The following is a 663-nucleotide window of genomic DNA, read 5'->3' as shown; positions in this document are numbered from 1 at the left end:
CTGAAAATTGGAGCGGAAGACGGGATTCGAACCCGCGACCCCAACCTTGGCAAGGTTGTATTCTACCACTGAACTACTTCCGCAAGACATGTTTGAGTTATTTTATTAAAAGTGCGGGTGAAGGGAGTCGAACCCCCACGCCAAAGGCGCTAGATCCTAAGTCTAGTGCGTCTGCCAATTCCGCCACACCCGCATATTTCATTAAAATGGTGAGCCATGAAGGATTCGAACCTTCGACCCTCTGATTAAAAGTCAGATGCTCTACCAACTGAGCTAATGGCTCTTGCAATAAAAACTGGTGCCGACTAGAGGACTTGAACCCCCAACCTACTGATTACAAGTCAGTTGCTCTACCAATTGAGCTAAGTCGGCTAAATGGTGGAGGATGACGGGATCGAACCGCCGACCCCCTGCTTGTAAGGCAGGTGCTCTCCCAGCTGAGCTAATCCTCCGAATTGCCTGGCAACGTCCTACTCTCACAGGGACAAGGTCCCAACTACCATCGGCGCTAGAGAGCTTAACTTCCGTGTTCGGTATGGGAACGGGTGTGACCTCTCTGCCATCATTACCAGACTGTATTCATTTAAGACAAGAATTATTATAACTCATTTACTTTTGAAAGTCAACAAGTTTTTTTATATTCTTTCAAAACTAGATAACATT

The 663-nt window shown here is 46.6% G+C and carries 5 tRNA genes and 1 rRNA gene; all 6 read right to left on the bottom strand.

Annotation, left to right across the window (positions count from 1 at the left end):
* Nucleotides 1-8: 8 nt before the first annotated feature.
* A tRNA-Gly gene (locus tag JTF23_RS27415) sits at nt 9-83 on the bottom strand.
* Between the two features lie 29 nt (nt 84-112).
* Nucleotides 113-193, bottom strand: a tRNA-Leu gene (locus JTF23_RS27410).
* A gap of 14 nt (nt 194-207) precedes the next feature.
* A tRNA-Lys gene (locus JTF23_RS27405) sits at nt 208-283 on the bottom strand.
* A 13-nt stretch (nt 284-296) separates the two neighbouring features.
* A tRNA-Thr gene (locus JTF23_RS27400) sits at nt 297-372 on the bottom strand.
* Between the two features lie 4 nt (nt 373-376).
* A tRNA-Val gene (locus JTF23_RS27395) sits at nt 377-452 on the bottom strand.
* A 5-nt stretch (nt 453-457) separates the two neighbouring features.
* Nucleotides 458-573, bottom strand: a 5S ribosomal RNA gene (gene rrf, locus JTF23_RS27390).
* Nucleotides 574-663: the final 90 nt, after the last annotated feature.

It is taken from the genome of Bacillus sp. RIT 809 (genome assembly GCF_016892495.1).
Lineage (GTDB): Bacteria > Bacillota > Bacilli > Bacillales > Bacillaceae_G > Bacillus_A > Bacillus_A cereus_U.
The sequence above is the reverse complement of the archived record's forward strand: the minus strand, read 5'-3'. Positions and strand labels throughout refer to the sequence as shown.